25 protein-coding genes and 4 tRNA genes are annotated in these 24,500 nt (G+C 28.3%); 3 read left to right on the forward strand and 26 right to left on the reverse strand.

Going from position 1 to position 24,500, the window contains the following annotated elements; genetic code table 11:
- Window positions 1-296: 296 nt before the first annotated feature.
- The 5 genes from KGF48_RS12745 to KGF48_RS12765 form a co-directional block, all read right to left on the reverse strand.
- On the reverse strand, window positions 297-926 hold the full coding sequence (locus KGF48_RS12745; RefSeq protein WP_227868107.1) for an alpha/beta fold hydrolase: 630 nt from the start codon (window positions 924-926) through the stop codon (window positions 297-299).
- A 240-nt stretch (window positions 927-1,166) separates the two neighbouring features.
- Complete coding sequence (rlmH, locus tag KGF48_RS12750) at window positions 1,167-1,646, reverse strand: 23S rRNA (pseudouridine(1915)-N(3))-methyltransferase RlmH (protein WP_227839140.1); 480 nt, start codon at window positions 1,644-1,646, stop codon at window positions 1,167-1,169.
- A gap of 68 nt (window positions 1,647-1,714) precedes the next feature.
- A complete protein-coding gene (locus tag KGF48_RS12755) occupies window positions 1,715-3,817 on the reverse strand; it encodes an EAL domain-containing protein (protein WP_227868108.1) in 2,103 nt (700 codons plus the stop codon).
- 12 nt (window positions 3,818-3,829) lie between these two features.
- Window positions 3,830-4,627, reverse strand: coding sequence for an MBL fold metallo-hydrolase (locus KGF48_RS12760; protein WP_227828584.1), 798 nt, complete (start codon window positions 4,625-4,627; stop codon window positions 3,830-3,832).
- Window positions 4,628-4,711: 84 nt separating this feature from the next.
- Window positions 4,712-6,175 (reverse strand): M1 family metallopeptidase, encoded by a 1,464-nt coding sequence (locus KGF48_RS12765; RefSeq protein ID WP_227839142.1) that lies wholly within the window; start codon window positions 6,173-6,175, stop codon window positions 4,712-4,714.
- Between the two features lie 124 nt (window positions 6,176-6,299).
- Here KGF48_RS12765 and KGF48_RS12770 point away from each other — a divergent pair, with 124 nt between their 5' ends.
- Both KGF48_RS12770 and KGF48_RS12775 read left to right on the forward strand, forming a co-directional pair.
- Window positions 6,300-7,358, forward strand: coding sequence for a DnaD domain protein (locus tag KGF48_RS12770; protein WP_227828582.1), 1,059 nt, complete (start codon window positions 6,300-6,302; stop codon window positions 7,356-7,358).
- A gap of 8 nt (window positions 7,359-7,366) precedes the next feature.
- Window positions 7,367-8,359: an ATP-binding protein gene (locus tag KGF48_RS12775; RefSeq protein ID WP_227828581.1), complete on the forward strand. Its 993-nt coding sequence runs from the start codon at window positions 7,367-7,369 to the stop codon at window positions 8,357-8,359.
- Window positions 8,360-8,738: 379 nt separating this feature from the next.
- Here the strand turns inward: KGF48_RS12775 and KGF48_RS12780 are convergent.
- The 19 genes from KGF48_RS12780 to rstA all read right to left on the reverse strand — a co-directional run bounded on the left by KGF48_RS12780 (window position 8,739) and on the right by rstA (window position 21,537).
- Window positions 8,739-8,813: transfer RNA gene (locus tag KGF48_RS12780), tRNA-Thr, on the reverse strand.
- Between the two features lie 26 nt (window positions 8,814-8,839).
- Window positions 8,840-8,915, reverse strand: a tRNA-Val gene (locus tag KGF48_RS12785).
- Between the two features lie 4 nt (window positions 8,916-8,919).
- A tRNA-Glu gene (locus KGF48_RS12790) sits at window positions 8,920-8,994 on the reverse strand.
- Window positions 8,995-9,000: 6 nt separating this feature from the next.
- Window positions 9,001-9,076, reverse strand: a tRNA-Lys gene (locus KGF48_RS12795).
- Between the two features lie 307 nt (window positions 9,077-9,383).
- On the reverse strand, window positions 9,384-10,673 hold the full coding sequence (locus tag KGF48_RS12800) for an adenylosuccinate synthase (RefSeq protein WP_227868109.1): 1,290 nt from the start codon (window positions 10,671-10,673) through the stop codon (window positions 9,384-9,386).
- A gap of 81 nt (window positions 10,674-10,754) precedes the next feature.
- Complete coding sequence (locus KGF48_RS12805) at window positions 10,755-11,063, reverse strand: hypothetical protein (protein ID WP_227868110.1); 309 nt, start codon at window positions 11,061-11,063, stop codon at window positions 10,755-10,757.
- A 204-nt stretch (window positions 11,064-11,267) separates the two neighbouring features.
- On the reverse strand, window positions 11,268-12,596 hold the full coding sequence (gene dnaB / locus KGF48_RS12810; RefSeq protein ID WP_227483326.1) for a replicative DNA helicase: 1,329 nt from the start codon (window positions 12,594-12,596) through the stop codon (window positions 11,268-11,270).
- An 18-nt stretch (window positions 12,597-12,614) separates the two neighbouring features.
- Window positions 12,615-13,064 carry a 50S ribosomal protein L9 gene (gene rplI / locus KGF48_RS12815; protein WP_227828578.1) on the reverse strand — a complete coding sequence of 150 codons (450 nt, stop codon included), beginning with the start codon at window positions 13,062-13,064 and terminating at the stop codon, window positions 12,615-12,617.
- The gene (locus KGF48_RS12820) at window positions 13,065-15,059 is read right to left on the reverse strand and encodes a DHH family phosphoesterase (RefSeq protein ID WP_227828577.1); all 1,995 of its coding nucleotides are present in this window, start codon (window positions 15,057-15,059) and stop codon (window positions 13,065-13,067) included. It abuts the gene before it with no gap.
- A 10-nt stretch (window positions 15,060-15,069) separates the two neighbouring features.
- Window positions 15,070-16,026 (reverse strand): YybS family protein, encoded by a 957-nt coding sequence (locus KGF48_RS12825; protein ID WP_227868111.1) that lies wholly within the window; start codon window positions 16,024-16,026, stop codon window positions 15,070-15,072.
- A gap of 7 nt (window positions 16,027-16,033) precedes the next feature.
- A complete protein-coding gene (locus tag KGF48_RS12830) occupies window positions 16,034-16,354 on the reverse strand; it encodes a MazG-like family protein (protein ID WP_227436541.1) in 321 nt (106 codons plus the stop codon).
- Between the two features lie 141 nt (window positions 16,355-16,495).
- The gene (rpsR, locus tag KGF48_RS12835; RefSeq protein ID WP_021386573.1) at window positions 16,496-16,723 is read right to left on the reverse strand and encodes a 30S ribosomal protein S18; all 228 of its coding nucleotides are present in this window, start codon (window positions 16,721-16,723) and stop codon (window positions 16,496-16,498) included.
- 18 nt (window positions 16,724-16,741) lie between these two features.
- Complete coding sequence (locus KGF48_RS12840) at window positions 16,742-17,176, reverse strand: single-stranded DNA-binding protein (RefSeq protein WP_227436543.1); 435 nt, start codon at window positions 17,174-17,176, stop codon at window positions 16,742-16,744.
- 36 nt (window positions 17,177-17,212) lie between these two features.
- Window positions 17,213-17,491, reverse strand: a complete 279-nt coding sequence (gene rpsF / locus KGF48_RS12845; RefSeq protein WP_227436544.1) for a 30S ribosomal protein S6 — start codon at window positions 17,489-17,491, stop codon at window positions 17,213-17,215.
- 220 nt (window positions 17,492-17,711) lie between these two features.
- The gene (locus KGF48_RS12850; protein WP_227828575.1) at window positions 17,712-18,908 is read right to left on the reverse strand and encodes a PLP-dependent aminotransferase family protein; all 1,197 of its coding nucleotides are present in this window, start codon (window positions 18,906-18,908) and stop codon (window positions 17,712-17,714) included.
- A gap of 102 nt (window positions 18,909-19,010) precedes the next feature.
- Window positions 19,011-19,196: a DUF951 domain-containing protein gene (locus tag KGF48_RS12855; RefSeq protein WP_054275506.1), complete on the reverse strand. Its 186-nt coding sequence runs from the start codon at window positions 19,194-19,196 to the stop codon at window positions 19,011-19,013.
- 14 nt (window positions 19,197-19,210) lie between these two features.
- Window positions 19,211-19,474: a DUF3343 domain-containing protein gene (locus tag KGF48_RS12860; RefSeq protein WP_227828574.1), complete on the reverse strand. Its 264-nt coding sequence runs from the start codon at window positions 19,472-19,474 to the stop codon at window positions 19,211-19,213.
- Window positions 19,475-19,552: 78 nt separating this feature from the next.
- Window positions 19,553-20,140 carry a sulfurtransferase-like selenium metabolism protein YedF gene (yedF, locus tag KGF48_RS12865; RefSeq protein ID WP_227839145.1) on the reverse strand — a complete coding sequence of 196 codons (588 nt, stop codon included), beginning with the start codon at window positions 20,138-20,140 and terminating at the stop codon, window positions 19,553-19,555.
- Window positions 20,141-20,244: 104 nt separating this feature from the next.
- Window positions 20,245-21,537 (reverse strand): toxin production/motility transcriptional repressor RstA, encoded by a 1,293-nt coding sequence (gene rstA, locus KGF48_RS12870; protein ID WP_227839146.1) that lies wholly within the window; start codon window positions 21,535-21,537, stop codon window positions 20,245-20,247.
- A 259-nt stretch (window positions 21,538-21,796) separates the two neighbouring features.
- Between rstA and KGF48_RS12875 the strand changes: the two genes are divergently transcribed.
- On the forward strand, window positions 21,797-22,378 hold the full coding sequence (locus KGF48_RS12875; protein WP_227839147.1) for a GerMN domain-containing protein: 582 nt from the start codon (window positions 21,797-21,799) through the stop codon (window positions 22,376-22,378).
- Between the two features lie 80 nt (window positions 22,379-22,458).
- On the opposite strand, the gene KGF48_RS12880 is transcribed toward KGF48_RS12875, so the two are convergent.
- Window positions 22,459-23,601, reverse strand: a complete 1,143-nt coding sequence (locus tag KGF48_RS12880; protein WP_227868112.1) for an aminotransferase class V-fold PLP-dependent enzyme — start codon at window positions 23,599-23,601, stop codon at window positions 22,459-22,461.
- 32 nt (window positions 23,602-23,633) lie between these two features.
- On the reverse strand, window positions 23,634-24,500 hold the full coding sequence (locus tag KGF48_RS12885; RefSeq protein ID WP_227868113.1) for a ParB/RepB/Spo0J family partition protein: 867 nt from the start codon (window positions 24,498-24,500) through the stop codon (window positions 23,634-23,636).

Genomic DNA, 24,500 nt, shown 5'->3' on the forward strand with positions numbered 1-24,500 from the left:
CTCCAAATTTTTATTAACAATCAGTTTAAACATTATAATGTTATAATATTTTATTTAATTCTACCTCAAATGTAATATACTTTCAATACTTTTTTATTATTTTAATATTATTAATTGCTAAACTGAAAAAACCGCATCACTTATTTGTGATACGGCTCACCATCAACAATCAACTCACAAAATTTATATAGAAGTATAAATCATACCATCTAAAAAAACACCTCTTTAAATTGAATTTTATGTATCTTATATTTATTTGGTTCAGTTGTATCAAATCTATTTAGTAATTTGTATTATTATAGTTTTTGTTTACAATAAAAGAATCTGATTATTTTTGCTAATTCTTTTGGTGAATCGGTATTTACCTCATGTCCAGCATTTTTCACAAATTGAATTTCTGATTTTATTATACCTTTAGCTATATTACTTGTAGCTTTTTTATTTGCTTTATCTTTTTCTCCACATATAACCAACACAGGGCATGAAATATTTTTTAGATTTTCACTAAAATTTAAATTCATCATTGAATTTATTAATTCAATAAAATCTTTCTTTCTAAGTCCCATACCCTTAAAAGATTTCTGAGGTATAAATCTAAAAATAATATTTTGAAGTTTGAGTAATACTTTTGGCATTTCATATTGTGTCGCTATCAATATCAAGGATTTAACTTTTGAAGGATTATCTATCGCATAATTTAATGCAAGAACTCCCCCCAATGAAAGTCCACATAGGTTTAAAGGTTCCGAAAAATCATCACAATACTGTGAAAAGGATTGATATAGATTCGAATACGTTACATCTCCCTCTCTTAGAAATAAAGATAATTCTGGATATATAAGCCTCTCTTGTCCTCTCATATAAGAAATTACTTTATCCCAACTTGATGAATTTTGTCCAAGACCATGAATTAATACATACTGCATTATATACTTCCTTTCTATCAATTTATAATTCGTTGTTATATTTTATTAATAATTTAATATTTTGCTATTGGATATTAGTTATTCAAACTCCCCCCTTTTATAAAAAAATAAATTATAGGTTGTAACTATACAACTTTCTATGTAAATGCTTTAGAGCTACCTATTTTTATCAAATTAAATACAAATTTTATTATAAGTAACTGTATATCATTTCACATATAAAAAATAAAACCGTATTACTTACTTATGATACGGTTCTCCATTATTTATTCTATAAGCCCTATAAATCTGCTCTAACAATATCAATCTCATCATCTGATGAGGAAAAGTCATCCTAGAAAAAGACAATCTATAATCAGCCCTAGCTAAAACCTCATCAGAAAGCCCTAATGAGCCTCCTATTATAAAACAAAGACTACTGTTGCCTCTAACTGCTAAATCACTCATGGTCTTAGCAAGTTCTTCAGAAGACAAATTCTTTCCATCAATAGCCAAAGCTATAACATAACTATTATGCTTTATCTTCCCTAAAATTCTCTTTCCTTCTTTATCTTTTATAATTTCCATTTCCTTGGCACTTAAATTTTCTGGAGCTTTTTCATCATCTAGCTCTATAATTTCCAACTTACAATACTTAGAAAGTCTCTTTCTAAATTCATCAATACCTAACTTTAAATATTTTTCTTTAATTTTACCTACTACAACTATACTTATATTCATATACTTCTCCTAAACTTAATCTTATTACAAATTTATATACTAATATAACTTACAAATCATTAGAAAAGTTATTTAGCAAGTACTCGATTTGCATAATCTATAAACTCCTCAAAAGGTATAGCTTTACTATAATAATATCCTTGATATATTTCACATCCTAGGCCATACAACTTATCTCTCTGATTTAAATTTTCAACATACTCCACGATTATATCAAAATCTAGGTTTTTTGAAAGATTTACAATAGACATTATGATTTCACTACTTCTTTTGTTTATAAGTATCTCTTTAACAAGAGAGCCATCTAACTTAACTATATCAAAATTATTATTTTGAAGGTATATAAGAGAACTATGTCCCATTCCAAAATCATCCATAATAAGCTTTATTCCTAAGTCATGTATCGCATTTATACGTTCAATGATTATCTGGGAGCCTGACAGTGCAACTTGCTCCGTGATTTCTATGCCAAGCATATTAGGATTGATATTCTTATTCTCAATTATATTTTTTATTTGCTCTGGCAAATTAGGGTCATTAAGTTGGTCTGGAGATATATTTACAGAAAATTTAATAGGATTTATTAGTAAGCTTTCACTTTTCTTTAAATCAATACAAGCTTTATTAATAATATACTCTCCAAGTTCATCTAAAAAACCTTCTTCTTTAGCTAAAAGTATAACAAGTGGTGGATAAATAAATCCCCCTATTGAATGTCTCCATCTAAGTAATCCCTCTGCCCCTACAACATTTCCATCATAATTAACTTGCGGTTGGTAAAAAAGCTCTATTTCTTCCTTTTTCATAGCAAACTTTAAATCCGATGCTAGCATTTTTGAGATTGAACCTATTTTTCCACTGTGATTTAAAATATTTGGTTGTTCTCCTGTTAATTCACACTTCTTTACTAAATTTGTTAAGTTTTCTATATTATTTTTGAACATGTAAATATATCTATTTTGTGACATCTTTATAAATGGAATATAAATCATAACTCCTACACACAAATTAAACAATTGCAACAAACTTCCTCTTATTGAGTCCGTAGCCATATATCCACTTAAAAATATCGGTGATGTCCACTCTACAGCAGAAACTGTACAAGGTACAAGCCCTGTAGCCATAGCTACATAACTTGTAATTGTTAGAATTATAGGTGTAATTATAAAAGGTATGAACATAATATAGTTAAAAACAATTGGAATCCCAAAAACTAACATTTCATTTATATTAAAAAGAGCTGGTATTGAAGCAATTTTAGCAAGCTTCCTTACATTTATACGCTTCTCACTAAGAAAAATGGCAATTACTAAACATAACAAAGCTCCACATCCACCCAATAAAACCATTGTATCAAAAAAAGTCTTAGTAAAAATTTCTGTTGGTAATTGATTGTTGTTAACTAAATTTATGTTAATTGCCATTCCATTTTCAAATAAATTTTTTGCAACTGTATCAAGTACGTTGCTCCCATGAATACCAAAGAACCACATAAAATGCATTAGAAATATAAACAGCAAAGCACTCATAAGGTTTCTTCCCATACTCTTAAATATATTTGAAAATAAATTATAAAATATATCTTGAAAATTCGAACTTCCAATTAGATTTATTACTATTACACGCAAAATAGAAAATAAAAATACTACAATTATAAAGGGAATTATTGCTGAAACAACCATATTAAAATCAGCATCTGCCCCTTCTGTATGAAATTTTACACTTGTAATAAACGATTCTGTGAGCTTTACAAATAATATAGAAGACGTTATGGAAACAATAATAGCTGTAAACAACCACTTTGTTTTAAATATTTCCACATAAGAATCCAGTTCATTACCATGTGAAAACACTAAAAAAGAGCACATTGCAACTATAGGAACAAGTACTGTATACTTGCTCCCATAGATTTTTCCATAGCTATAACTTATCGTCAACAATATTATCAATGAGATAATTCCTAAGGTAGAATCATTTATAAATGTAAGAATATTTGAAATTTCACCATTAAATAAACTTGCTATATATTCTTGATAAATTTTTATTGGAAGATTCAAAATAACAAGAGCAATTGAACCAGTCATAATAGCAGGTATTGCTAAAATCATCCCTTGCTTTATAGAATATAAGATTTTATTATCCTCAACATTTTCGAAATTTCTTTTTAGCAAAGTTATTCACCTCTACTTCATCTTATAAACATTAGAAACATCATTACGTGATAATACATCTAGTTTTACATCCTGCCCAACTACTATATCGTTTGATGCTAATACTCCTTTTGAAGTTTCATATGCCAATTCTGGAAAATTATTTTCTTTACTTAAATGTGCTAATAATATAGATTCTGTACCTTTATCAATAAGTTCAACACAAAAATTTGCTGCATCTTCATTAGATAAATGTCCAGTATTTGACATTACTCTTTTCTTTAAAGCATATGTATATGAACCCATCATAAGCATATTAGGGTCATAATTTGATTCTAATACTACTAATTTAGATTTATATAGATGTTTTTTTATATTTTCAGTTATACACCCTATATCAGTAGCTATAGACATTTTTTCATCGTTTTCTGTATAGAAATTATATCCAACTGGGTCAGCTGCATCATGTTCTATCGAAAAAGGCCTTACTATAACATCTCCTAATGAATAAGTTTTATCATTTTCAAAGACCTTCATATTTTTATCCTTAATATCACCAAGCTTGTCTTTCATAGAACACCATGTCTTTATATTAGCAAACACTGGTATATCAAACTTTCTTGATAATATACCTGCCCCTTTTATATGGTCAATATGCTCATGAGTTATAAATATCCCTTTTAATTTATCTGAATCTACTCCAATGTCTTTAAGACCTGTAGTTATTCTCTTTCCACTTAATCCTGCATCTACTAGTATATTAGTATTTTTATATCCTATATAGTGGCAATTTCCACTACTACCACTTCCTACTGAACAATACTTTAGCATTATTTCACCTCTTTTTCTGCCTTATAAATTATATTATACCAAAAAAACAGAGTATTAAATAAAATTTAATACTCTGTACGAAATTTACTTGTATTCACTTATAATCTTATTTATATCTACCCCTTTACTGTTCCATAACTCTACAAAGGCTCTTCCATTAGCATTTTTATGTTTGTATTTATTATAATACTCACTTAGTGTTTCAAAGAATACCTTATCTCCAACCTCTTTTCTTACTTCATTAAAAGCTGTTGCTCCTTTTGTATAAACATTTAAACTGTATTCAGTAGAATTCTTATACTCATTTGATGGTTTAAATATGTTTTCACTCAAATAACTCTTTGTTTGTATTTGCATAGTTTTTATAAGTTTATTTGCCATTTCCTTCCCATATTTTTGTTCAAAATAAACTATTGTAGAGTATTCAGTAAGAGCTTCATCTAACCAAGGTTCACTTATTTCATCGTTTCCAACAGCAGAATACCACCATTGATGTGCTGTTTCATGTGCTATAACATACTCAAGCAAAAACTCATTTTTTTCATTATATAAGCTTTGGTCTATCATAACAAGCATAGGATATTCCATGCCACCTATAAAGAAATCACTTGCTACAACAGAATATTCTTTATATGGGTATTTGCCAAACAACTCACTAAATATATTTATTGAATCTTTTGCAATCTCTGTTGCTCTGCTAGAAAGCTTCTTATTTAAATTGTATGTACTAATAGCTACTCCCTTTGAATCTACTTTATTTACATCAAATTTACTACTTAATATAAACGCAAAGTCCCTAACGTTTTCAGCCTCTATTTCATACAACATTTTCTTGTTATCATGTTTGTCATTAACAAGTTTACCTGTATGAGCAATCTTATACTTATTTGGAATCAATAGTTTCACATGAAAATCACTAGTTTCACTATAAAATGGGTCTCCAATAGTTTCATAACTCTTTATATTCCATCCTCTTTCATCATTAACACAAGCTATAGGAAACCAATTAGTAATATTTATAGTGTTTTCTCCATATCCAAATCTTCCCACTGAGTTTGGTATTTTTACATTATATTTTATATCCAGTGATACCCTTTCATTTGGCTTTAACTCTTTTCCTAATTCTATTTCTAATATATCATTTTTATCTCCTTTGATTTTATATTCCATTTTACTACTATTATTTAGTATGTTTTTTATATCTATATATCCTTCATTGAATCCATTAGGATAGGCTCTTGTCATCTCATCTTTTTCAAAAGGAGCAAATTCTTTTTTAGAAAAAGCATTCGGATATATATGGAAATATATTTTATCCATATTTGATTTTGTATTATTTATGTACTCAACACTCTGATTACACATTAACCTCTTAGTTTCATCATCAAATATAACATCCATATTATATTGATTTATCTTTGAATTAGATTTTTCTTTGTATGCTTCTAAACTGTCATCCTTTTCTATGAAGCAACCTATTATTAGTACCATAAATAAAATTGCTACTGATAATGTTCTTCTTACTTTTTGGTTGAATTTTATAACCAAAATATCTCCTCCTTTTTAAAATGAATACTTTTAGAAAATATTTACATGCTAATCTTATGACCTTTTATTTGTTTACAACCAAATGTAATACAAAAAATGATATAATTTAATCTGAGGTGATAAAATGTTTTTCAAAGAAAGCAATGAAATAGATTTAGGTGAAATCACTATTCCCAATATCTTTATAGATATATTTATGCCAATGGCGGACGGGTTATACGTAAAAGTTTATCTTTTAGGCTATAGACAGGCATGTGATATTACTTCTAATCCTAAGTTTGACAATAGCTCAATAGCCAAGAACCTAAATATACCTTTGTCTGATGTACTATCTGCTTGGAAATTCTGGGAAGAAAAAAAGATTATAAAAATACATGACAATGGAGAATCTGATAATTTTAATTATTCAATAGAATTTTTAGATTTAAAGAATTTCTATATCGAAAATATATTAGGTAATAATTCATCTGTAAAATCTAATACAGATAAAGTTGTATCTACTTCTGAAAATCCAAGTATTAGAAAGATGTTCAATTCTATAAATAAAATAGTTGGTCGATATCTTGACCCAAGCGAAAAAATAAGTATTATGGATGTAATGAATAAATACAACATGGGCCCTGATATGATACTTTGTGCTTATGAATATGTTAAAGATAAAACTGGTACATCTAAACCAGTTAAATACATCGAAGGCATTATTAGAAACTGGTATGATTCAAATTTATATACCCCAAAAGATGTTGAAGACAGCTTCTTAATTAGAAGCGAACGATATATTTTATATAAAACTATTTTCAATGAATTGGGATTTTCAAGACAAGCAACGAAATCAGAAAAAGAACTTATGGATGCTTGGTTTGATAAATTTGACATGGATATGGACTTAATAGTAAATGCATGTTCTAAATCTAAGAATATACCAAACCCAAGTATATCTTATATAAATGGAATAATTAAAAATTGGCACGAAAAAAATATAAAAAATTTAAATGATTTAAAGCAAAAAGAGGAAGAACGTATAGTTAAGGAGAATATTAATAAAAAGCAGATTAATACTACTCAAAACAACAATACTTACAAGAAAACTAAGTTTCATAATTTCAACGAAACATTTACTCAATATACATCTGATGAACTCGATGAAATTATTAAAAAAAGTCAAAAAGAAAAGTTTAAGTAGGTGATTAAATGAATGAAGATAAAATAAGAAAAATACTGGCTAAATATGCCAATAAAAGAGATAAAAATGAACTACTCTTAGAACATAGAAAAAATGAAGTCTATAATAGGATTCCTGAGATAAAATCTATAGATGATGAGATTTCTAAAATAGGTCTTAACTTAGCTAAAACAGTTCTTTTGAATCCTAAATCTAAAGATGAAATTGTAAATGAGTCTAAGGAAACTATAGAATCTTTAAAATTGAGAAAAGAAGAACTTTTACTTAAAAATAATATATCTCTTGATTACTTAGAAATAAAGTTTCAATGTGACTCTTGTAAAGACAAAGGATTTTTACCTAATGGTGAAAAATGCTCTTGTCTAAAACAAGAAATTGTAAATGAGGCTTATAAAATGTCTAACTTAGATAGAATTTTAAGTCAGGAAAATTTTTCGAATTTTAACTTGAATATATTTTCTCCTAAGAAGAGTCCCGATGGAGAAATCTCTCCAAGAGAAAACATGTTAAATAATCTAAGTATCTGCGAAAATTTTGTTCATGACTTTAAGGTGGATAATAATGAAAACCTATTGTTTTATGGTTCTACTGGACTAGGTAAAACATACATGTGTAACTGTATTGCAAAAGAATTGTTAGACAAAAGTAATGTTGTAATCTATCAAACTTCTTTTAGAATTTTAGATATTCTTGAAGACTATAAATTTAGAAGAGACCCAAACAATCAAATAAGTGAAGAAAATTATAAAAACTTGTTTGATTGTGATTTATTAATAATAGATGACCTTGGTACCGAACTTAATAATTCTTTTACTAGTGGAGAGATTTTCAATATTGTAAACACAAGACTTGTTACTGGTAAAAAAATTATTATATCAACCAACTTAACACCATCTCAAATAGGAAATACTTATACTCAAAGAATTCTATCTAGGATTTTAGACAAGTTTAGAATTTTAGAATTTACTGGAGATGATTTGAGATGGGAGAGATTTAAATAAAGTAGCCCTTAAAAAACATTTTTTTATTTTTAAATAGAGAGGTAAGAACATACTTGCTTCTCTGTTTAAAACTTATACTACATAATCATACTGTCCATTCAGTTTTTCTAATTATTTTTCTAATATACCTTTTAATATACTAAACCTTTATCTAGTTTGTAATTTTTTATATATTAATATCATATCTTAATATATTGTATTATTTAAATTTATTATAATGCGTTTATAGACTATGTTTCTAAAGCTATGATATTGTATAATATTTTAAAAAGTTAATTATAATTACAATTACAATTAATTTTTGACACAATTAAAAAAAAGATACCTAAAAGTATCCTGTGGCATAGAAAATTATATTAATTTACATTTATGTATTTTGTGGAGCTGGTGATAGGAATCGAACCTACAACCTGCTGATTACAAGTCAGCTGCTCTACCGTTGAGCCACACCAGCATCTATAGTATTTTTCATCCAAAAACTGGTGGGACTAACAGGGCTCGAACCTGTGACCCCCTGCTTGTAAGGCAGGTGCTCTCCCAGCTGAGCTATAGTCCCATATTGGTGACTCGTAGGGGAATTGAACCCCTGTTACCGCCGTGAAAGGGCGGTGTCTTAACCTCTTGACCAACGAGCCATGATTTGGTGATCTATCCGCGACTCGAACGCGGGACACCCTGATTAAAAGTCAGGTGCTCTACCGACTGAGCTAATAGACCACATTTTTTTCGACTTTTTTCGTCGTTTCTTTCACTCACAAGTTATATTATAACTGCTGTATAACTTTTAGTCAACAGTTTTTTTATTTTTTTTAGCATATAATTAAAATAATACTGAATCATTGATTTTCAACAAAATTCTCTAAATAAGACATCTAATTTAGGGTATAAATTCGACCTTAATTTTATTTAAAATATACATAAATAATTTTAGCTCAATATAAAAGAGCATCTCTAATAATTATAAGCATTATCTTGAGATACTCTTTTTTCAATCATTTATAATTTAAATCACTTACTTAAGATACTAAGCAAATATGTTTTTTCTTATTATAGTTTGAGCTCTATTAGGTCCAACAGAAACCATATCTACACTTACTCCAATCAACTCTTCTATTTTAGCAATATATTTCTTTGCATTTTCTGGAAGGTCATCAAAATTGTTTACTTGAGTTATATCTTCGTTCCATCCATCTAACTCTTCATATATAGGTTCACATTTTGCTAAATCATCTAATGAAGCTGGGAAATCTGTTATTATTTTATCGCCCATTTTATAAGATGTACAAACTTTAATTTTGTCAAATCCAGTTAACACATCTAATAGCATAAATGAAATACTAGTTAATCCATTAACTCTAGCTGCATATTTTACTATAACAGCATCAAACCACCCACATCTTCTTGGTCTACCAGTAGTTACTCCAAATTCATGCCCTTGTTCTCTTATCTTATCACCAGTCTCATTTATTTGTTCTGTAACAAATGGACCTTCTCCAACTCTTGTAGTGTAAGCTTTTACTATACCAACAACATCCTTTATCATATTTGGTCCTATACCTGCACCAATAGCAAATCCTCCAGATATTGGATGAGAAGATGTAACAAATGGATAAGTTCCTAAGTCTAGGTCTAATAAAGTACCTTGTGCTCCTTCAAATAAAACTTTTTTACCTGCTTTTACCGCATCATATACAATAACTGATGTATCTGCTACATATTTTTTTATTTGTTCTGCGTACCCAATATATTCATTATATATAGCTTCAAAATCAAATAATTCTTCTTTTCCGTATATGTTTCTAACTAATTTGTTTTTAGCTTCTATCTGAGCCTTTAATTTTATAGCAAATTTATCTTTATCCATTAAATCACATATTCTGATTCCAGATCTCTCTGTTTTATCCATGTAGCAAGGCCCAATACCTTTTTTTGTCGTACCTATCTTTAAATCGCCTCTAGCTTCTTCTGATAATGCATCTAGCTCTTTATGGTATGGGAATATAACATGAGCTCTATCGCTAATTTTTATGTTTTCTGTATTTATATTATCCGCTTTAAACATTTCTAATTCTTCTAAGAATCCTTTAGGGTCAAATACTATTCCATTTCCGATTATGTTCACTGTCTTTGGATTTAAAACTCCAGATGGTATTAAGTGTAATGCATATTTTTTACCTTCAACAACTAATGTATGCCCTGCATTATTTCCACCTTGTCCTCTTACTACTACATCTGCTTGAGTAGCAAGATAATCGATAACTTTACCTTTACCTTCATCTCCCCATTGAGAACCAACAATTGCAACTGTTTTCATGTAATTCACCTCTATATTTTATATACTCTCGAACGCTTTACTTATTTATTCTATCAAATATTCGTATTTTTTTCAACTTTTTTAGCGTTCTCCAATATTTAACAGATACTCTTCTATTTTTGAAAAGTCATTTATTTCTTTAATTTCTGTGCTATTTTTTATAACTTTTTCTATAAACTTATCCACGTCTAAAAGTTTTTCTAATTTACATATGTTAATTATATTTCCAAAGTTTGTATTAGTCATGTTTATATAATATTGATTGTCCGCAATACTAGCATAAACAACAATTGATTCTTTTAAATTACTATCAACTATCCTAAATAAGTTTATTTCATCAAGTACTTCAATTATATTGGGATATATATATTTTAAGCTTATTTTTTCCATATTATTCCTCCTAATAATTAACATTTATACACAGATAAAGCAAGCCAAAAGCTTGCTTTATCTACTTATTCACACTTATCAACAGGCTATCTGTGGATAGTGTGGATAATTTTTTAGCTAAATTTCAAGGTTTAGACATATTTAGTGACATGTATCCACATTTTTCCTGTAGAAAGAAAGGATGTTCTGTGGATATTAGTTAAATTATAGGTCTCTCAACTTATCCCCAAATCTTTGAACTTCACCAAGCCAAACTAGTTCCACAGAACCAGTTTCGCCATGTCTATTTTTTGCTATTATTATTTCTCCTATATTTTTACTCTCAGAATCAGCATGATAGTATTCATCTCTATACAAGAACATAACTATATCTGCATCCTGCTCAATTGCTCCAGATTCTCTTAAATCAGATAACATAGGTCTATGGTCTGCTCTTTGCTCTGGTGCACGTGATAACTGAGATAATGCTACTACAGGACAATTTAACTCTTTTGCTAATACTTTTAATGACCTTGATATTTTAGATATTTCTTGTTGTCTACTTTCATTATTACCTTCACCTTCCATAAGTTGAAGGTAATCTATAAGCACTAAATCTAGACCTTTTTCTATCTTTAACTTTCTGCACTTTGACCTTAATTCTGATATTTTTATACCAGGAGTATCATCGATGTGTATTTTTGCATCTGACAGTACTGCCATTGCATCTATAATCCTAGGCCAATCATTATCATTAAGTGTTCCAGTCTTTATCTTTTTTAATTCTACACTAGATTGCGAAGATAACATACGTTGTACTAACTGTTCTTTGGACATCTCTAAACTAAATACAGCTACAGAAGCATCTCCTTTTAAAGCTGCATTTTGTACTAAATTTAAAGAAAAAGCAGTTTTACCCATTGCAGGTCTTGCGGCAACTAATATTAAATCTGTTCTTTGAAGACCATTTATTTTTTTATTTAAATCTTTAAAACCAGTAGTTATACCAGTTACATCGCTTTTATTGGTATATAATTTTTCTATCATATCATAGGCATCCATCAAAACTAAGTTTATAGATTTAAAATCGTCACTAGTTTTTTCCTGTGATATATCAAATATCCTCTTTTCAGCTTGTTCCAAAACATCTTCAATTTTTGTTGCTCCACTATATCCTAGATTTATTATTTCATTAGATGCTTTTATAAGCTTTCTAAGTACAGACTTTTCTTTTACTATGTCAGCATAGTATTTTACATTTGAAGTTGTTGGCACTATTGTAGAAAGACTTGTAATATAACTGATTCCTCCAATATCATTAAGATGCCCTTGTTTTCTTAGCTCTTCTGTCAATGTGATTAAGTCTATAGGCTCACCTTTATTGCTTAAAGTTATCATACATTCATATATTATTTTGTGAGCTTCTTTATAGAAGTCATCAGGCCTTATGGTTTCTGTAACTGTTATTATAGCATCTTTATCTAGCAGTATAGAACCTAATATTGATTGCTCTGATTCTACACTATGAGGAGGAATTCTCGTCATGTCTTCCATCTTTATCACCTCTAGTTATTACTGTTTTTCTTTTACATCTACTCTTATTTTAGTAGTTACTTTTTGATGTATTTTTATTTCTACAAATGTTGAACCTAAAGTTCTTATTGGTTCGTCTAATAAAATTTTTCTTTTGTCTACATCTATATCTTTTTGTTTCTTTAATTGCTCAGCTATATCTTTGGCTGTTATTGAACCAAACAATCTTCCACCTTCACCTGATTTTGAATATATTTCTATATTAATTTCTTCCATTTGTTTTCCTAATAAAACAGCTTCTTCATATTCTTTTTGAGCTTTTATTTCTTTAGATTTATTCTTTTCATTTAATTCTTTGATTGCTACACTATCTGCTTGCACAGCCATTTTTTTAGGAAATAAGAAATTTCTTGCATATCCATCACTTACTTCTTTCATTTCCCCTTTTTTACCAGTTCCTTTTACGTCTTTTAATAATATAACTTTCATCTATTCTTCCTCCTCTAAATACTCCTCTATTATTTTATTTACTATCTTGTAAGCTTCTTTTAGAGAAACATTTTTTAACTGTGCACCAGCTATATCTATATGTCCCCCGCCTCCTAATTTCTCCATAAGTACATGTACATTTATTTGCCCCAAAGACCTTGCACTTATAAATATAGTATCATCTTTTTCTCCTAATACAAAGGAGGCTTCTACTTCTTTTATATTTAACAGCTCATCAGCAGTTTGAGCTATTATAACGTTTATACTATCTATTTCTGTACTTGAATATGCTAGGCATATTCTATTATTAATTATCTTCGTACTTTGAATTATTTCAGCTTTTATTATAAAATCTTTTACATCAGAATTAAAAAACTTCTTGACTTCTATTGTATCTGCTCCAACTTTTCTAAGGTAGGAAGCAGCTTCAAATGTCCTAACACCTGTTTTAAATGCAAAGTTTTTAGTATCTAAGCTTATTCCTGCTAAAAGACCTTCAGCTGTAAGTTTATTGATTGTTACCTCTTCATCCATATATTGAACTAATTCTGTAACCATTTCACAGGTTGAAGATACATATATTTCATGGAATAAAAGCACTGCATCATTTATAAACTCTACACCTCTTCTATGATGGTCTATTACTACTACCTTCTCTGATAACTTTAAGAGTTCTTCACATTCAGTATAATTAGGTCTATGAGTGTCAACTACAACAACTAGTGTATTTTTAGTACAGTTATCAATAGCCTCCTCTTTTCCAATAAACAACTTCTTATAATAATTACTTTCATTTATTTTGTTTATAAATATCTCTATAGATTCATTTACAGATTGTAAAACTATATTTGCTGTCTTATTGCAAGATTTACATATATCATAAACCCCAACTGCAGCTCCCATAGCGTCCATGTCAGGATATTTATGACCCATTATATAAACATGATCGCTTTCTTGTATAACCTCTCTCAGAGCATGACCTATAAGTCTAGATTTTACTTTTGTTTTCTTTTCTACAGCTTTAGATTTTCCACCATAAAATACAAACTTATCTTTTGTCTTTACAACAGCTTGGTCTCCTCCTCTACCAAGTGCTAAATCAAGAGCACCTGTAGCAAGTTTTAGGTTCTCATTTAATGTATCTCCATCTATACCAATTCCTATACTTATTGTAACAGGAAGATTATTTCCATAATCAATATGTCTTATTGTATCTAAAATAGAAAACTTCTCAGCTTCTAATTTTTTTAACTCTTTTTTATGCATTACCAAGAAGAATTTATCTTTTGAAGTCCTTCTCAAAGCACCATTTGAATTTAATTCTAAAGCAGAAAGTATTTTTTCTACTTCAACATTAATTAAAGCTCTCTTATCTTCTGCTGCACTTTTTAATACTTCATCATATCCATCTACTTGTATTAACATCATTGCATCTTTTTCATCATCATAATCTTGTTTTACTTGTAAATATTCTGTCTTATCTATCCAGTATAATATCATTAAATATTTAGGATTCTTTTCTTGATCATTTTTTATAACATTATAAACTATTGTATATTCTCTTTCCTTATAGTTTATTTCAGTGTACATCTCTTTATTTTCATTTAATACTTTTCTTAAATTAAGATTTTTAACTATATCTTCTATATTTTTATCAAGTAAATCTTTTTGACCAATCATATCATAAAACTTTCCATTATACCATGATATATTTCCATCAAATTCTAGAATACATAGTGGTATTGGAAGATTTATTATAGCTTTCTTAGTTGTTTCATCTATATCTAAAGATAAATTTTGAATATACTCTGTCCATTCATGACGTCTAATATTAGTTGTTCTCCAATTGTGAAAAACCATATATGCAAAAATACAGAAAAATAAACACCCTACATACAAGTTGTAATAAAGCAAAATTATACTAGAAATACCAATAATAATTATATATAAATTTATTTCTGGCATATTTAATTTAAAGGTTTGTTTATTACTCATTTCTATCCTCCTAAGTGGATTTATAACTTCTCACCTTTCTAAAGTCAATTATACTATCTACCATACCAACAAAAGATATTCCCATAAATCCAAATAAACATAAAATTATCCCTGAAAGAAACATAATTTTATTTGGTCCTTGTCTTATCCATTTCTTTAAATAATAAATACAAACTGCTATTCCTTGAATTACAAACATTAAGTTAAAAACTAGCTGTAAATTAGTCATTATTAATTCTGTATATAATTTTGAACCAATAATTTCAATCAATAAGACTAATAAATAAAGTAAAAAAGTTGTGACTATAGCATTTCCTGGTAAATAAAAGTCAGCAAATTTAGGAAATCTTATATTCAAATTTGTAATTCTTTTAATAAAGAATACACTTAAATAATATGTTACAAATGCTGATAATAAACCTTGTAGGAATAACATCATCGGTAGGATATTTGTAAAATAACTTACAATTTCATCTGGCTTCATTTTATCAAATACTTTAAGCTCAGTTGCAGAAAAACTATTTTTTTGAATATTTACGATTTCCGTTATCATTTTAGCAACTTCATCTAATAAATTTACATTTAAAAATGTCTTCAATACAAAGAAATACACAACCATTGCAAGCACAAATATTATTGTTCCTCCATATATTGGTTCAAATTTATTGCTATCTTCTTGCTCAAAACTTCTCTTTAGCATCTTTCCTATTGCTATACCTGGCAAAGAATACATTATACATATATTTAATGCATACGAAATGTCTGCAAATAAAATTAGCACACAAAATGTAATCAAAATAGATAAAAAAGAATACTTTTTATCAGTAATGGCACCTATAATTACATATGGGACAGCAGCTAATATACTAAACATTCCTAGCATTGGAATATAGGCTATTACTAAAGCAATTATTATAGCTAAAACTATTATAGGCATGGCTTTAGATAGTCTAATTTTATTATTCAATTTAATATCACTCCCTATTATCCATATGTTTTTTTAAGTTAGATAAATCTCCATACCATCTTTCAACGCTATGGTCTTCCTCTATACCAATTTTTATTTTTTCCTTGACTTTATAATCCACATCTCTAAAACTAATTCCTAATCTCTTTGCTAAGAGATATGTTATCATTATTATATTTGCTAGAGTATCTTGAATTGCCTCATCTAAAGGTTTTACCCCTTTAAATAATAAGTTAAACAAATCACTTACACTCATTAATATTTCTGTTTTCATCCACTCTATTATCTTTATGTTTCTTGTTATCTCAGAACCTTTATCTATTTTCACGTTTGCAACCCTCCTTAATATATAATATTATATCATAAATAATAATATATTTAAGTATATAAACAAAAAAACGAGCGTTATAGCTCGTCTCATTTACTTATATAAATATCTATAATAAAAAATGAGCACAAGGCTCATTTTTTAATCTAATGTATATGGTAAAAGTGCTATATTTCTTGATCTTTTTATAGCAACTGTTAATTCTCTTTGATGCTTAGCACAAGTTCCAGATATTCTTCTTGGTAATATCTTTCCTCTTTCAGTTATATACTTTTGTAATCTTTGAGTACTTTTGTAATCTATTTTAGCGTTTTTGTCAGCACAAAATTGACAAACTCTTTTTTTCTTACGTCTTTTTTTATTCATCATGACTTTTTTCCCTCCTTTTTAAAATGGTATATCGTCATCATCTATAGCTTGGAAACCTTGTGGGTCTAACCCTTGAGGTTCAAAGCTTGGCTCAAAAGCTGGAGCACTCTCTTTATATGAATTTTCCGATTTATTCTTGCTATCTAAAGCTTGTACTGATCTAGTACTTACTTTTGTAAAAGTTCTTTTTTCACCTGATTGTGTCTGATAATTGTCTACTCTTATCGATCCTTGAAGTGCAACTAATCTACCTTTAGTTATGTAGTTGGCACAAAATTCAGCGGATTTACCCATTACTTCAACAGGTATAAAATCAGTTTCTTTAGATCCATCTTTTTTTACATAGTCTCTATCAATGGCTATTGTAAATGATGCCACTGGTGTTCCTGTACCTGGGATGTATCTTAATTCAGGGTCTTTAGTTAACCTTCCCACTAATACAACTTGATTCATAAAAACACCACCTATTTTTTATAATAAAACTAGTTATTAAGCAACAACTATCATATGTCTTATTACGTTTTCATTTATCTTTAAGTTTCTGTCTATTTCTTTAGGAACGTCTACTGCTGATTTGAAGTTAACTAACACATAGAAACCTTCTGTAAACTTAGCTATTGGATAAGCTAATTTTTTAGTTCCCCAAGTATCAACTTTAACTATTTCTCCTTCAGTTGCAACAACTTCCTTAACTTTGTTTAGTACAGCTTCTCTTGTTTCTTCATCAGAGTTTGGCTTTACTACATAAACTAATTCATAATTTCTCACTATAATTCACCTCCCTTTGGACTTAACGGCTCTACACTCTTAGAGCAGAGAAATGAGACTAAAATCTCATACCTACACATTTTATCATTCTTTCTTATTTATGTCAATTTAAATTTTGGACAAATTTTAATATTTAATATAAGGTGAAATATATTTTTTAAATTAACAAGGGATGGCAATCGCCATCCCTCATAATATATCTATAAGTTATTATTTTTAATTAAGCTTCAACACCCATAGCTTCTTTTAAAACTGATGCTATGTTTTTGATACCTTCTATTATTTTTTCTTCTGGCATATTTGAATAGTTAAGTCTGAAAGTATTTTCTCTACCACCATTAGGGAAGAATCCTCCTCCAGCAACATAAGCAACATTCTTTTCTAAGCATTTTGGCATTAATTCTTTAGCATTTAAATTACTTGGAAGCTCTACCCATGTAAATAATCCACCTTCTGGATGAGTAAATACTAATCCTTCTGGGAATTCTTCTTCCATAGTCTTAAGCATTACATCTCTACGTTTGATATAAACAGCTTTTATTTTATCAACGTGTTCATCTAAGTCATACATATCCATAAATTTGCTTACTTCCATTTGAGATATAGTTGATGCTTGTAAGTCTGCACCTTGTTTTGCAAAGTTAAATTTAGATAGTATTTCTGCAGAAGCACAAGTCCATCCTAATCTGTATCCTGGGCAGAATATTTTAGAGAAAGTTCCTAAGAATATTACTAATCCTTTTGTATCCATTGATTTTAAAGATGGTAAAGTTTCTCCTTCAAATCTTAAATCTCCATATGGATTATCTTCTATTACTGGTATTTCATATTTATTTACTATTTCCATGAATTTTTTACGTCTTTCAAGTGGCCAAGTTCTTCCTGTTGGATTTTGGAAATCAGGTATTACATAAATCATTTTTATTCTATCAGTTGTTTCTAGTATTTTTTCTAGTTCTTCCATTATCATTCCATTAGAATCTGTTGGAACATCTATGAATTTAGGTTGGTAAGATTTAAATGCGTTTATAGCTCCTATGTAAGATGGGCTTTCACATAAAATTACATCACCTTCATCAATAAATACTTTTCCTGCAAAATCTAGACCTTGTTGAGAACCACTTGTAACTAATATATCATCTTTATTTACATTAGTTTGGTTTTTGTCATTCATTCTAGCTGCTATTTTTTCTCTTAATGGTTCATATCCTTCTGTTGTAGTATATTGCATAGCTGATCTTCCATTTTCTTCAAGCACTGCAACTGATACTTTTTTCATTTCTTCAACTGGAAATAACTCTGGAGCAGGCATTCCACCCGCAAAAGATATTATTTGTGGTTGTTGAGTAAGTTTTAAAAGCTCACGTATTTCAGATCCTTGTAAACCTTCCATTCTTTTTGCATATTTAACTGCCATAATTAAAGCACCCCCATGAAAATGTTTTCTTCAATTTCTATTATACCAAAAATTTGGATATTAATATACGGTATTTGACATTTTTTAAATGTTAAATTTATATCATTTTTTTATTAGCTTTTTTACTCTCTTTTCTAATGTCTCTCTATCAAGCATTATTAGCCTTGAACATTTCGTACATTTTATCTTTATATCCATTCCAGTTCTTACGATTTCAAACTCTTTACATCCACATGCATGTTGTTTTTTCAATTCAACAATATCCCCTATTTTTAAATCCATTGGCATAAATAATTAGCCTCCTAATCTAACTTCTTTGCTTCCTTTGAGCCATCTTCTAATTTACTTATACAATAAATTCCCTTTATATCTACATTATTTTCAACTAAAATTGCCTTTATTTTTTCAATATCTTCAAAAGAAAATTTAATTGATATTCCACAGCTTGCTGTTATTTCTCTTGGTGTTGGAAGAGCCATTACTTTTAAACCCTTTTCACCAAATAGCTTTTCTGACCTTATTGCATGATGTGTCGAATTAAACGATACTATATACATTTGATTCATTGCTTAATCCTTTCTGACTATCTACTTTTCTTTAGTTTAATATCTCTTATTGACTTTATATTGTTAAACAAGCATACATTATATAGAAATAGTATTTGATGCATTTTTTAATGTTTCAACTATAGAGTACATATTTGTAACTGAGCCAACTTGTAATTTTTCTTTTAAATTATAGTAATCTAAACAAGTTCCACAAGATAAAATTTCTACGCCTGCATCTTCAAGTATTTTAAGATTTTCTATAGTTGCTTCATTTTCAGCACTTAATTTTACTCCTCCATTAACTAAAAGTATATGTTTAGGATATGGCTTTGATTCTGTTAAAGTATATATAAATCCTTTTATTAATACTTGTCCTAATTCATCATTCCCCAATCCCATCTTATCTGAAGATATAAATACACATGTATCTTCTAGTTCGCTTTCTTCTTTTTGAGCTACAATATTATTGCCTTTTTTAATTTCTATAGAAATTAAATTTTCTTTTTCATCAACAATCTTTGCTTCACAATTTAAAGATTTAGCAAGTTTTAATATATTTTCTTTTGCTGTTTCATTGTCAACTGTTGTAACTACAATACCTTCTTCTATATTATCTAATTCTTTTTTTGTATTTATAACTGGTTTAGGACAAGCAAGCCCTCTAGCATCTATTTTTATACTCATTGTTTGATTCATCTCCTTAAAATTATTCATACAATTTATATTTTATCATAGATATTATCTTGCTTGTTATAGATTGTATCTATACTATTATAGGTTTATTATACTTACATTATCTCTAAATTTTTATACATAAATACTCCCTTTTGGTAGTATTCTAATTCTTTCTCTTTTGATATGCTTGAATATAATTGTCCTAAGTCTATGTACAAGTTCGCTAATATCTTATTATTACCTAAGTCTGATACTATTTTTATACATTTAATTAAATACTCAATAGCAAGAGTAATTTCATTTTGATTCTTATACATATTAGAATAGAATTTTAATGCTTTATACTCATTAAACTTGTTTTTATTTTTTATTGATGATGCTAAAGCTATTTTACAATATTTTCTAGCTAAATCATAATCTTCCTTATCTATGTACGCTTCTATTATCTTGAATAAACCTGACATCATATATTCGTCTTCATCATTTTTCTTTATGTTGTACACTTTTTGAGAATACTCAAGAACTCTATCTGTCTCACCTATTTTTCTATAAACATCACAAATTGTTAAGTATACATTTGCTATTCCAGTTTTATTATCTTCATTTTCAAGTATTTTTAGTGCTTTTTTAAAATACTCTTTTGATTCTTCATATTTTCCAATCTCAAGCATGTTATTTGCTTTTAACACCAAAATATCGACATCTTCTTTTCTATCATTTTTATTATCTATTTCATTTATTTTATCTATGTACTTTAATGACATATTTGGATTATCTAATTTTATATAACAATATGCCATCTTACTATATAATTCCTTATATATGTTAATATCCTCAAACTTACTCTCTGATAAAATTTCCTCTGCAAAATTAAAGTGACTTATCGCACCTTTATAAAAGTCTTCCTGCATATATATCTTTCCTATGTTTAAATAGCACTTTAGTATGTTTTCACTATCATTATTTTTTATAAAGAAATATAAAGCCTTTTCGAAGTTTTCTATAGCATTATTGTAATTAGATTTTTTTAAGTTAATATTAGCCATAAGAAAATTGCATCTGCCATAGTTCTCCATTAAATCGTATCTCTTACATATATCTAAAACTTCTTTTATTTGGTCCTCAGCCTTGTTTAGCTCATTCTCTTTTATATAAATTTCACTTTGCAGTATTAAATTATCTGTTATCTTTTTTGACTGCATTTCTTTTGTTTCTAATAAATATTCCACGCTTACATCTAGCTTATCACCCAGATATTCCAACAGTTCATAACTAGTATGAGATTTATCTCTCTCTATATGGCTTATTTGTGCTGCTGTTATCCTATCTCCGGCTAACTCTTTCAATGTCATATTTTTTTCTTTTCTTAATTTCTTAATCTTTTCTCCTAAGCTCAAAATTTCCATACTATTCCCACCTTTTGAAGACATTTTTTTATAATATAATTATAACTTATATTTATTTTAAAAACACTACTTTTATTTTACAATATTTTCTCTATACATTAAATGATTTCCCATAAAAATGACTAAAATTTAGTTTATTTTGTATTTAATTAATTTAAATAAATCATTTTTTAAATTTGTTACTATTTTGTATTCATATATTCAGTCATAACGATTATAATTATATATAAGAATAGTATCTTAGAGAGGAGTAATTTTTATGAAAAATAAGAAAATAATGTTAGTGTTAAGTATATTATCTATATCTATATTGGCGGTTGGATGTAGCAATGCTCAAAATGAAGCAACTAAAAAAGAAACTAAAAATAATACAAATGTTGAGCAACCAAAAGAAGAAAGCAATAACGAAAATAATGATGAAAAAGAAGTTCCTAATAAAAAATCTGCATCAACTCCAAAGGAAGAAAAGAAGACGGAGTCTGCTGTTATTTACTCTTTTGATGTAGACAAAACAGATTTAATTGAAAATAAGGTTAATTTAGAAAAAATTGATGAAAACACTTTATTTGCTGAGCTTCAAAAGCTTAAAGTAATTCCAGAATCTGCAAAACTAAATTCATTTACTACAAAAGATATTGATGGCGTAAAAACTGGTATATTAGATGTTAACTCTGATTTTACAAAATCAAACTTAGGTAGTGATGCAGAAACTTTAATGCTTGATTCAGTTGCACGTACTTACATAAAGAACATGAATGTTGAACAAATAAAGCTTACTGTTGATGGCGCTAACTATGAAAGTGGTCATATAGTTCTTGAAGATGGAGATTATTTAAAGTAAGTTTTTAAATTATATTAAGTTACAAAAAATAGTGTCAACTTTCTATAAAGTTGACACTATTTTTATGTTGTAATGTATAACTATTTATTTTTTGAAATTTTCTTCAAAGCGTCTATTGCTTTATCTATTTCATCTTTTGTATTAAAATATCCTATACTGAATCTTACCGCACCTTGTTTTAACGTACCTAAAGTAGTATGAGCTAACGGAGAACAATGTATTCCTGATCTAGTTGCTATATTATATTCACTATCTAATAAGAAAGTAACCTCTCCAGAATCCATATTCCCTATATTTATAGCTATTACTGAGGCTCTTTTTTTACTGTCTTTTGGTCCATATATCTTTATATCTGATACTTCCTCTAACTTATTTAGCATATATTGACATAATTCTTCTTCATGTTGTCTTATATTGTTGATTCCTCTTTCAAATATAAATAATACACCTTGGTTAAGTCCTGCTATACCTGGAGTATTATGAGTTCCTGACTCGTATTTATCTGGGAACAGTTCTGGTTGAACCATTTCTTCTGATTTACTACCTGTTCCACCCTCTTTTAATATATTTAAATTTAGACCTTCTCTTATATATAAGACACCTGTTCCTTGAGGCCCAAATAAGCATTTATGACCTGGCATTGCCAACATGTCTATATTGCATTTCTTCACATCTATATCATAAACACCTGCTGTTTGTGATGCATCTACCAAGAATAAAATATTATGTTTCTTAGCTATTTCTCCAACTTTTTTTATATCTATTAATGTTCCACATACATTAGATGCATGTGTAGTTACAATCAGCTTAGTGTTATCCTTTATTGATTTTTCTAACTCTTCATAATCTAAAAAACCTTCATCATCACATTTTACTACAGTATTTTCTACCCCTTTTTGCTCAAGTGCTTTTATGGGTCTTATTACTGAATTATGTTCCATAGATGTTGTTATTACATGATCTCCTTTTTGTAGTACACCTTTTATTGCTAAATTCAAAGAGTCTGTTGCATTAGATGTAAATACTATATTCATAGGATTACTTACATTAAATAACTTAGCTACATTTTCTCTTGTGTCATAAATTTCTCTAGCAGCTCTCATAGCAAGCTTATGTCCTGCTCTTCCTGGATTTGCACAATAGTTTTTCATACAATCTAAAACAGCATCATAAACTCTTTCTGGCTTTGGATATGTAGTTGCAGCATTGTCTAGATAAATCATATTAATCGTCCTCTCTATTTTATATTTGTGTGTTATTCAAGAAGCATTGATACAATACTGTTTAAATCATCGTCATTATAGTATTCTATCTCTATTTTACCTTTTTTCTTACCTTTAGAAATATTTACTTTAGTTCCAAAAACATTTCTAAGTTTATCTTCTACATCTAAAATAAATACATCCTTAGGCTTAGACTTTTTTGGCATATCTTCTTCTTTATTTTCAGATATTTTTTTTGCAATATTTTCAACCTCTCTTACAGAGAGTTCTTCCTCTTCTATCTTTTTTGCGATTTGTAATTGTAATTTTTTATCTACAATCCTTAACAGAGCCTTTCCATGACCTGCTGTGATTTTACCACTATCTATCATGTCTATAACATCTTGTCCTAGATTTAAAAGTCTCAAAGTGTTAGTTATATGAGGTCTACTTTTACCAACAGCTTCTGATATTTCTTCTTGAGTTACACTATAGTGCTCTATTAAACTTTTATATGCTAGTGCTTCTTCTATCGAATTTAAATCTTCCCTCTGTAAGTTTTCAATTAAAGCTATCTCCATTATATCTTTCATCTCTATATCTTTAATTATAGCAGGCATTTGACTTTTATTTGCAAGTTTTGATGCTCTAAATCTTCTTTCACCAGCTATTATCATGTACTTATTATTTTCATCCCTTTTAACTACTATTGGTTGTAGTACACCATAATTTTTTATAGACTCAGATAATACTTTTATTTTTTCTTCATCAAATTGCTTTCTCGGCTGAACTTCGTTTGGATATATTTTGTCTATATCTATATTAACTATTTCTTTATCTGAAGTTTCTCCTTTAATTTCTGGTATCAATGCACTAAGACCTCGACCCAATCTATTACTTCTTTTAGACTTATTCTCCAT

The organism is Clostridioides sp. ZZV15-6388 (genome assembly GCF_020657755.1).
Classification (GTDB): domain Bacteria; phylum Bacillota; class Clostridia; order Peptostreptococcales; family Peptostreptococcaceae; genus Clostridioides.